The 9,259-nt window shown below is 38.2% G+C and carries 17 protein-coding genes; all 17 read left to right on the top strand.

What is annotated here, in order from left to right:
- Positions 1–20: 20 nt before the first annotated feature.
- Entirely contained in the window at positions 21–395 is a 375-nt protein-coding gene (rpsL, locus tag AACY61_RS03795) for a 30S ribosomal protein S12 (protein WP_006795815.1), read from the top strand.
- Between the two features lie 23 nt (positions 396–418).
- Complete coding sequence (gene rpsG / locus AACY61_RS03800; RefSeq protein ID WP_339610263.1) at positions 419–895, top strand: 30S ribosomal protein S7; 477 nt, start codon at positions 419–421, stop codon at positions 893–895.
- 9 nt (positions 896–904) lie between these two features.
- Positions 905–3,034: an elongation factor G gene (gene fusA, locus AACY61_RS03805; protein WP_339610264.1), complete on the top strand. Its 2,130-nt coding sequence runs from the start codon at positions 905–907 to the stop codon at positions 3,032–3,034.
- Between the two features lie 10 nt (positions 3,035–3,044).
- Positions 3,045–3,350, top strand: a complete 306-nt coding sequence (gene rpsJ, locus AACY61_RS03810) for a 30S ribosomal protein S10 (RefSeq protein WP_188440138.1) — start codon at positions 3,045–3,047, stop codon at positions 3,348–3,350.
- A gap of 147 nt (positions 3,351–3,497) precedes the next feature.
- A complete protein-coding gene (gene rplC, locus AACY61_RS03815; RefSeq protein ID WP_339610265.1) occupies positions 3,498–4,109 on the top strand; it encodes a 50S ribosomal protein L3 in 612 nt (203 codons plus the stop codon).
- The gene (rplD, locus tag AACY61_RS03820) at positions 4,109–4,738 is read left to right on the top strand and encodes a 50S ribosomal protein L4 (RefSeq protein ID WP_339610266.1); all 630 of its coding nucleotides are present in this window, start codon (positions 4,109–4,111) and stop codon (positions 4,736–4,738) included. The genes rplC and rplD overlap by 1 nt, the downstream gene beginning before the upstream one ends.
- Positions 4,739–4,743: 5 nt before the next feature.
- Complete coding sequence (gene rplW / locus AACY61_RS03825; protein WP_339610267.1) at positions 4,744–5,034, top strand: 50S ribosomal protein L23; 291 nt, start codon at positions 4,744–4,746, stop codon at positions 5,032–5,034.
- A gap of 13 nt (positions 5,035–5,047) precedes the next feature.
- Positions 5,048–5,872, top strand: a complete 825-nt coding sequence (gene rplB, locus AACY61_RS03830) for a 50S ribosomal protein L2 (protein WP_339610268.1) — start codon at positions 5,048–5,050, stop codon at positions 5,870–5,872.
- A gap of 3 nt (positions 5,873–5,875) precedes the next feature.
- Positions 5,876–6,154, top strand: coding sequence for a 30S ribosomal protein S19 (rpsS, locus tag AACY61_RS03835; RefSeq protein ID WP_339610269.1), 279 nt, complete (start codon positions 5,876–5,878; stop codon positions 6,152–6,154).
- A 6-nt stretch (positions 6,155–6,160) separates the two neighbouring features.
- Positions 6,161–6,571, top strand: coding sequence for a 50S ribosomal protein L22 (rplV, locus tag AACY61_RS03840; RefSeq protein ID WP_339610270.1), 411 nt, complete (start codon positions 6,161–6,163; stop codon positions 6,569–6,571).
- A 4-nt stretch (positions 6,572–6,575) separates the two neighbouring features.
- Positions 6,576–7,298, top strand: coding sequence for a 30S ribosomal protein S3 (rpsC, locus tag AACY61_RS03845; RefSeq protein ID WP_339610271.1), 723 nt, complete (start codon positions 6,576–6,578; stop codon positions 7,296–7,298).
- A gap of 18 nt (positions 7,299–7,316) precedes the next feature.
- Positions 7,317–7,736, top strand: coding sequence for a 50S ribosomal protein L16 (gene rplP / locus AACY61_RS03850; protein ID WP_339610272.1), 420 nt, complete (start codon positions 7,317–7,319; stop codon positions 7,734–7,736).
- 12 nt (positions 7,737–7,748) lie between these two features.
- Positions 7,749–7,940, top strand: a complete 192-nt coding sequence (gene rpmC, locus AACY61_RS03855) for a 50S ribosomal protein L29 (protein WP_339610273.1) — start codon at positions 7,749–7,751, stop codon at positions 7,938–7,940.
- Positions 7,941–7,957: 17 nt separating this feature from the next.
- Positions 7,958–8,215 (top strand): 30S ribosomal protein S17, encoded by a 258-nt coding sequence (gene rpsQ / locus AACY61_RS03860; protein WP_188440162.1) that lies wholly within the window; start codon positions 7,958–7,960, stop codon positions 8,213–8,215.
- Positions 8,216–8,217: 2 nt separating this feature from the next.
- Positions 8,218–8,586, top strand: a complete 369-nt coding sequence (gene rplN, locus AACY61_RS03865; protein WP_339610274.1) for a 50S ribosomal protein L14 — start codon at positions 8,218–8,220, stop codon at positions 8,584–8,586.
- Positions 8,587–8,598: 12 nt separating this feature from the next.
- The gene (gene rplX, locus AACY61_RS03870) at positions 8,599–8,913 is read left to right on the top strand and encodes a 50S ribosomal protein L24 (RefSeq protein WP_339610275.1); all 315 of its coding nucleotides are present in this window, start codon (positions 8,599–8,601) and stop codon (positions 8,911–8,913) included.
- Positions 8,914–8,915: 2 nt separating this feature from the next.
- Positions 8,916–9,259 (top strand): 50S ribosomal protein L5 (gene rplE, locus AACY61_RS03875; RefSeq protein WP_339610276.1); only part of this gene is annotated, 344 nt, incomplete at its 3' end.

Consider the following 9,259-nt stretch of genomic DNA (forward strand, 5'->3'; position numbering starts at 1 on the left):
TAGTTTTTAAAAGAAATTTAATGCCAACAATTTCACAATTAGTACGAAAAGGAAGAGCCAAAATAACCAAGAAGAGTAAATCGGCTGCTTTGGATTCGTGTCCTCAAAGAAGAGGTGTGTGTACGCGTGTATATACTACCACTCCTAAAAAACCAAACTCTGCAATGCGTAAAGTTGCAAGGGTAAGGTTAACAAACGGAAAGGAAGTAAATGCATACATACCCGGAGAAGGCCACAACCTGCAAGAGCACTCGATAGTATTGGTTAGAGGTGGAAGGGTAAAAGATTTACCGGGAGTTAGATACCACATCGTTCGTGGAGCCTTAGACACCGCAGGTGTTGCAGGCAGAACACAACGGAGGTCTAAATACGGTGCAAAACGCCCTAAGAAGTAATTAACAACTTTTAAAAAGAAGACATGAGAAAAAGACAGGCCAAAAAAAGACCTCTTTTACCAGACCCAAAGTTCAATGATCAACTTGTTACACGTTTTGTAAACATGATGATGCATGACGGTAAAAAATCGGTTGCCTTTAAAGTATTTTACGATGCAATGACAATCGTAGAAGAAAAAAAACAAGATGACGAAAAGTCGGCTTTAGAAACTTGGAAGGATGCATTATCAAATGTAATGCCTCACGTAGAAGTAAGAAGTCGTAGAGTGGGAGGAGCAACCTTCCAGATTCCAATGCAAATCAGACCAGACAGAAAAATTTCTACCGCTATGAAGTGGTTGATTTCTTTTTCAAGAAAAAGAAATGAAAAGTCTATGGCGCAAAGATTGGCTGCAGAAGTTTTAGCAGCAGCAAAAGAAGAAGGGGCAGCTGTTAAGAAGCGTATTGATACGCACAAAATGGCTGAAGCAAACAAAGCATTCTCACACTTTAGATTTTAATATACTACAATGGCACAAAGAGATTTAAAATATACTAGAAATATAGGGATTGCCGCGCATATTGATGCAGGTAAAACAACTACAACAGAGCGTATCCTCTTTTATACCGGGGTGAGTCACAAAGTTGGTGAAGTTCACGACGGAGCAGCTACTATGGACTGGATGGAACAAGAGCAAGAAAGAGGGATTACAATTACTTCTGCTGCAACAACTTGTAAGTGGGTTTTTCCAATGGAAAATGCTCAGCCAACCCCCGAAGCAAAAGACTACCATTTTAATATTATAGATACTCCCGGTCACGTTGACTTTACTGTTGAGGTAAACCGCTCATTGCGTGTTCTTGATGGTTTGGTTTTCTTGTTTAGTGCAGTTGACGGTGTAGAGCCTCAATCTGAAACAAACTGGAGACTCGCCGATAATTACAAAGTGCCAAGAATGGGCTTTGTAAATAAAATGGACAGACAAGGAGCTGACTTTTTAAATGTTTGTAATCAAGTAAAAGAAATGCTTGGTTCTAATGCAGTTCCAATTGTATTGCCAATTGGTGATGAAGCTGATTTCAAAGGTATTGTTGATTTAGTAAAAAACCGCGCTATTGTCTGGCATGAAGATAATTTTGGTTCTACATTTGATGTAGTAGACATTCCGGCTGAAATGGAAGACGAAGTGAGAAAATACCGAGCTTTGCTTATTGAAGAAGTTGCCGGATATGACGAAAATCTTCTTGAAAAATTTATGGAGGATGAAGATTCTATCACAGAGGAAGAAGTGCACGCTGCACTTAGAGCTGCTGTGATGGATATGAGTATCATTCCAATGATTGCAGGTTCAGCTTTTAAAAACAAAGGTGTTCAGTTTTTATTGGATGCTGTGTGTCGTTATTTACCCTCACCGGTAGATAAAGAAGGTATCATTGGTGTAAACCCCGATACCGACAAGGAAGAAATTAGAAAGCCTGATGTTAGTGAGCCTTTTGCTGCATTGGCATTTAAAATTGCAACCGATCCTTTTGTAGGACGTTTAGCATTTTTCCGTGCATATTCAGGGAGACTTGATGCAGGTTCTTATATATTGAACAATCGTTCAGGAAATAAAGAACGTATTTCAAGAATCTATCAAATGCATGCAAATAAACAAAATGCAATTGATTATATAGAAGCAGGAGACATCGGTGCAGCCGTTGGTTTTAAAGATATTAAAACCGGTGATACACTTTCTGCTGAAAAGCACCCCATTGTTTTGGAGAGTATGGTATTCCCGGATCCTGTAATAGGAATAGCTGTTGAGCCTAAAACTAAGGCTGATGTTGATAAATTAGGAATGGCATTGTCAAAACTAGCTGAAGAAGACCCAACGTTTACCGTAAGGACAGATGAAGCTTCGGGTCAGACTATTATTTCCGGCATGGGAGAACTTCACTTAGATATTATTGTAGACCGCTTACGTCGTGAGTTCAAGGTTGAAGTAAATCAAGGCGAGCCACAAGTGGAATACAAAGAGTCAATTACGCGAAAAGCAGATCACAGAGAAGTTTACAAAAAGCAATCTGGTGGTCGTGGTAAATTTGCTGACATTGTATTTTCTATGGAACCAGCTGAAGATGGAAAAGAAGGATTGGAGTTTGTAAACGAAATCAAAGGAGGTAACGTACCTAAAGAATATATTCCTGCTGTTGAAAAAGGTTTTAGAGAAGCCATGAAAAATGGACCTTTAGCCGGATTTGAAATGGATAGTATGAAGGTAACATTGAAAGATGGTTCATTCCACCCTGTGGATTCAGATTCTCTTTCGTTTGAGCTAGCTGCCAAAATGGGTTACAAAGCTGCTTCAAAAGCTGCAGGCGCTGTTATTCTTGAGCCTATTATGAAAATTGAAGTGATTACTCCAGAAGAAAATATGGGTGATATCGTTGGTGATTTGAACCGTCGTCGCGGTCAGGTTAGCAATATGGGAGACCGTGCAGGTGCCAAAACAATCAAGGCAACTGTGCCATTATCTGAAATGTTTGGTTATGTTACTACTTTAAGAACACTATCTTCAGGTAGAGCTACATCAACAATGGAGTTTTCTCACTATGCAGAAACACCCTCTAACATTTCAGAAGAAGTTATAAAAAAAGCAAAAGGAGCTAACGATTAATTTTACAGCGATGAGTCAAAAAATTAGAATAAAACTAAAGTCATACGATTATAACCTTGTAGATAAATCTGCAGAAAAAATCGTTAAAACAGTAAAAAACACAGGTGCCGTTGTAACTGGACCAATTCCTTTACCAACACACAAAAAAATATTTACTGTATTACGTTCTCCTCACGTAAACAAGAAATCAAGAGAGCAATTTCAATTGAGTTCATATAAGCGTTTGTTGGACATTTACAGTTCTTCTTCAAAAACCATTGATGCTCTAATGAAATTAGAATTGCCAAGTGGTGTTGAAGTAGAGATTAAAGTGTGATAAATAGATACCCACCTGCGTGGGTATACATGTCCGGAGCTTCGTGCGAAGGAAAAACGGTAAAAATACTTTCAGGGTCGAATGTATTTTGACCCTGATTTTTTAAAAATAAATTTAAACAAGTATTAATAATTAATTAAATAAACTATGTCTGGGTTAATTGGAAAGAAAATAGGCATGACCAGCATCTTTGACGAGAACGGAAAAAATATTCCCTGTACCGTAATTGAAGCAGGACCATGTGTTGTTACCCAAGTCAGAACCTCTGAGGTTGACGGGTATGAAGCTCTTCAACTTGGTTTCGATGACAAAAAGACTGCCAATAAAGCTGCCGAAGGCCACGCTAAAAAAGCAGGAACCGTTGCAAAACGTAAAGTCGTAGAATTCCAAGGATTTGAAGAAAATTACAAATTAGGTGACTCTATCACTGTAGAACACTTTACAGAAGGAGAGTTCGTGGATATTTCCGGAATTTCCAAAGGTAAAGGATTTCAAGGAGTTGTTAAACGACACGGTTTTGCTGGTGTAGGTCAAGCTACCCACGGTCAGCACAACCGATTAAGAGCACCTGGATCCATAGGTGCTGCTTCCTATCCTGCAAGAGTATTCAAAGGAATGCGTATGGCCGGAAGAATGGGGGGTGATAAAGTGAAAGTTGAAAATTTAAGAGTATTAAAAATTGTACCTGAAAAAAATCTTCTTGTAGTTAAAGGATGTGTTCCGGGTCATAAAAACTCTTACGTAATTATTCAGAAATAATGAAGGTAGCAGTATTAGATATCAACGGAAAAGAAACAGGTAGAGAGGTCAACCTTTCTAAGGATGTTTTTGCAATAGAGCCAAACAATCACGCGGTATACTTAGATGTTAAGCAATACCTGGCAAATCAACGTCAGGGAACACATAAAGCTAAAGAACGTGCTGAGATAGTTGGAAGTACCAGAAAGATTAAAAAGCAAAAGGGAACAGGAACAGCACGTGCTGGAAATATTAAAAACCCATTATTTAAAGGTGGGGGAAGAGTATTTGGTCCAAGACCCAGAAGTTATTCTTTCAAACTTAATAAAACTTTAAAGCGTTTGGCAAGAAAATCGGCTCTGTCGATGAAAGCCAAAGACAAGCAAATTTTTGTTATTGAAGACTTCAATTTTGAGGCACCAAAAACAAAGAATTTTACAAATCTTCTTGGCGCATTAGGCTTAGAAAACAAAAAATCTTTGTTTGTGTTGGGAGAGTTAAATAATAATGTATATTTGTCGTCGCGCAATTTAAAAGGTACTGAAGTTGTAATAAACTCAGAATTAAGTACTTATAAAATACTAAATGCAAACAGTTTAGTGTTATTAGAGAGTTCGTTAGAAGGGATTGAGCAAAACTTAAGTAAATAGAAATTATGAATATCTTAATTAAACCCATCATTACAGAAAAAGCAACCCGCGATGCTGAAGACAAAAATCGTTATGGCTTTGTAGTTGCAAATGAGGCGAATAAGATTGAAATCAAAGATGCTGTAGAATCGGCATACGGAGTTTCTGTTACTAAAGTTCGCACAATGAATGTTCGTCCCGATCGAAAAACTAAATATACAAAAACGGGTGTCATTACTGGTAAAACAAGTGCTGTTAAAAAAGCAATTGTACAGGTGGCAGAAGGAGAAACAATAGATTTTTACAACAACATCTAGAAATTAGACAACAATGTCAGTAAGAAAATTAAAACCCATTACCCCGGGTCAGCGTTTTAGAGTAGTCAATGGTTTTGATGCCATTACTACTGATAAGCCGGAGAAAAGCTTGCTTGCTCCGAACAAAAAATCTGGAGGTAGAAACAACAAAGGAAAAATGACAATCCGCCAAGTAGGTGGTGGTCATAAGAGAAAGTATCGTATCATTGATTTTAAAAGAAACAAAACCGGAATTCCGGCTACTGTTCAGTCAATAGAATATGATCCAAACAGAACAGCATTTATTGCTCTTTTGAATTATCAAGACGGTGAAAAGCGTTATATCATTGCTCAAAATGGTTTGCAAGTTGGTCAAAACCTTGTTTCAGGTGACAATGTAGCTCCAGAAATAGGCAATGCAATGCTTCTTTCAAGCATACCGCTAGGTACAATTATATCTTGTATTGAGCTACGTCCCGGACAGGGAGCAACGATGGCTCGAAGTGCAGGAGCATTTGCACAGTTAATGGCAAGAGACGGAAAGTTTGTTACTGTAAAGCTGCCTTCAGGTGAGACAAGATTGATTCTCTCCACTTGTATGGCAACAATAGGTGCGGTTTCAAACAGTGATCACCAATTGTTAGTTTCCGGTAAGGCCGGTAGAAGCAGATGGTTGGGTAGAAGACCCAGAACAAGACCAGTAGCAATGAACCCAGTCGATCACCCAATGGGTGGTGGTGAAGGTCGTGCTTCAGGAGGTCACCCGCGTTCTAGAAACGGTATACCTGCAAAAGGTTACAGAACCCGTACTAAGACAAAATCGAGTAATAAATATATCATAGAACGTAGAAAGAAATAAGCTATGGCAAGATCGTTAAAAAAGGGACCTTACGTTCACTATAAATTAGAGAAAAAAGTACAACTCAATGTGGAGTCAAACAAAAAGAGTGTAATCAAGACCTGGTCTAGAGCCTCTATGATAACTCCTGATTTTGTTGGACAAACCATCGCAGTACACAACGGAAAACAATTTGTTCCAGTGTATGTAACCGAAAACATGGTTGGACATAAACTAGGCGAATTTTCACCAACAAGATCTTTCAGAGGTCATGCGGGTGCTAAAAACAAAGGAAAAAAATAATAGGCTATGGGAGTTCGTAAAAGAGAAAGAGCAGAACAAGTCAAAGAAGCGAAGAAAAACATCGCCTTTGCAAAGTTGAATAACTGCCCGACATCACCAAGAAAAATGCGCCTTATGGCAGATTTAGTAAGAGGTGAAGACGTAGATAAAGCGCTTAATATTTTAAAATTCAGTCAAAAAGAATCTTCTCGCAGACTTGAAAAGTTATTGCTATCAGCCATTGCAAACTGGCAAGCAAAGAATGAAGATGCAAGTATAGAAGATGCCAATCTTTTTGTACAGGAAATTCGCGTTGATGGTGGAACCATGTTAAAGCGTTTACGCACAGCACCACAAGGGCGTGCACACAGAATTAGAAAACGTTCCAATCATGTAACAGTGGTTTTAGGAGCTAAAGATAACACACAAAGCAATTAATTAAATGGGACAAAAAACAAATCCAATCGGAAATCGCCTTGGAATCATCAGAGGATGGGAGTCCAACTGGTATGGAGGTAAAGACTACGGCAATAAAATTGCTGAAGACGACAAGATTAGAAAATATGTTCATGCTCGTTTGGCAAAAGCTAGTGTGTCTAGAGTGATCATTGAGCGTACTCTTAGACTTGTAACCGTTACTATCACCACTGCACGGCCCGGTATTATTATTGGTAAAGGCGGTCAGGAGGTAGACAAGTTGAAAGAAGAACTTAAGAAGATTACCGGTAAAGAAGTACAGATCAATATTTTTGAAATTAAAAGACCTGAACTTGATGCATTTTTAGTAGCTACTAGTATTGCACGTCAAATTGAAAGCAGAATTTCATACAGACGCGCTATTAAAATGGCTATAGCCGCGGCAATGAGAATGAATGCAGAAGGAATAAAGGTTCAAATTTCAGGACGTTTGAATGGTGCAGAGATGGCTCGTTCAGAATCTTATAAAGAAGGTCGTATTCCTTTATCTACTTTCAGAGCAGATATTGATTATGCTCTGGTTGAAGCACATACCACTTACGGAAGATTGGGTGTTAAAGTGTGGATTATGAAAGGCGAAGTGTATGGTAAAAGAGAACTTTCCCCGTTAGTTGGATTATCCAAAAAGCAAGGAGGAAAACCTGAAAGAGGTGGAGCTGGAAAACCAAAAGCACGTCGCAGAAAGTAATTTTTTAAATTAAAGAAAATGTTACAACCAAAAAGAACAAAATACCGTAAACAGCAAAAAGGCCGTATGAAAGGGATTTCTCAAAGAGGAAACCAATTGTCAAACGGAACCTTTGGTATTAAATCATTAGACTCAAGCTTTTTGACAGCACGTCAAATTGAAGCAGCGCGTATTGCAGCTACCCGTTTTATGAAAAGGGAAGGTCAGCTTTGGATAAAAATATTTCCAGACAAGCCTATAACTAAAAAACCCCTTGAAGTACGTATGGGTAAAGGTAAAGGTGCCGTTGAATATTGGGCAGCTATTGTTAAACCCGGTAGAATCTTGTTTGAAGTTGCCGGAGTGCCAGCAGATGTTGCTAAAGAAGCATTGCGTTTAGCTGCACAAAAGTTGCCGGTAAGAACCAAGTTTATAACCGCTAGAGATTTTCAAGCTTAATAATTCAATACTATGAAACAAGCAGAAATACAAGAAGCCTCTACGACCAAATTGCAAGAAAAACTTGCAGAGTCAAGAAAAGCTTATACAGATTTACAAATGGCTCATGCCATTTCACCGCTGGAAAATCCAATCCAATTGCGTATGCAAAGAAGATCAATAGCTAGAATTCAGACTGAATTAACAAAAAGAGAAGTACAATAAGTGTACGAAGCTGAAAGATGGAAAAAAGAAATTTAAGAAAAGAACGTGTAGGGATAGTAACCAGTAACAAAATGGAAAAGTCCATTGTTGTTTCAGAGGTTAAAAAAATGAAACACCCCATGTACGGAAAATTCGTGTTGAAGACAAAAAAATATGTCGCTCACGATGAAACGAACGATTGCAACGAAGGTGATACTGTAAGAATCATGGAAACAAGACCTTTAAGTAAATCTAAGTGTTGGAGATTAGTAGAAATCATAGAAAGAGCTAAATAATCATGTTACAGCAAGAATCAAGACTAAAAGTTGCAGACAACACGGGAGCAAAAGAAGTGCTTACCATCCGTGTGTTAGGAGGTACTAAAAAAAGATACGCTTCTATAGGTGATAAAATTGTAGTAACTGTAAAAGAAGCTACACCAAACGGAAACATTAAAAAAGGCGCTGTATCTACAGCAGTAGTTGTACGTACAACCAAAGAAGTAAGAAGACCAGATGGTTCTTACATTCGTTTTGATGACAACGCTTGTGTACTTTTAAACCCTGCAGGAGAAATGAGAGGAACACGTGTTTTTGGCCCTGTTGCCAGAGAATTACGTGATAGACAATTTATGAAAATTGTATCATTAGCACCAGAGGTGTTATAATAATCTAAAACGATGACAAAGCTTAAAATTAAATCAGGAGATACCGTTGTTGTTCTTGCCGGCGACCACAAAGGCATGGAAGGTAAAGTAATGCGCGTAATCACTGAAAAAAATAAAGCCATAGTAGAGGGAGTTAATCTAGTTTCCAAGCATGAGAAACCCAATGCCAAAAACCCACAGGGGGGCATTGTAAAAAAGGAAGCTCCTATACATGTTTCCAACCTGGCGCTAATTGATCCAAAATCAAAAAAGGCAACACGCGTTGGTTTTAAAATGGAAGGCGACAAAAAAGTACGTTTTTCTAAAAAATCTAATGAAGTAATATAGTTATGGGATATTCACCAAGACTTAAGGAAGAATATAAGGGAAGAGTTATCAAAGCCCTTACAGATGAATTTGGTTACATTAATGTGATGCAAGTTCCTAAATTACAAAAAATAGTAATTTCAAGAGGAGTAGGAGCTGCTGTTGCAGATAAGAAATTAATTGATTATTCAGTTGATGAAATTTCAAGAATTGCCGGGCAAAAGGCAGTTGCAACAATGTCTAAGAAAGACGTTGCTTCTTTCAAATTAAGAAAAGGAATGCCTATTGGGGTGAAGGTAACCCTTCGTGGTGAAAAAATGTATGAGTTTTTAGACAGACTTGTGACTTCATCACTACCCCGTGTGCG

This window comes from uncultured Planktosalinus sp. (assembly GCF_963973675.1).
Classification (GTDB): Bacteria; Bacteroidota; Bacteroidia; order Flavobacteriales; family Flavobacteriaceae; genus Planktosalinus.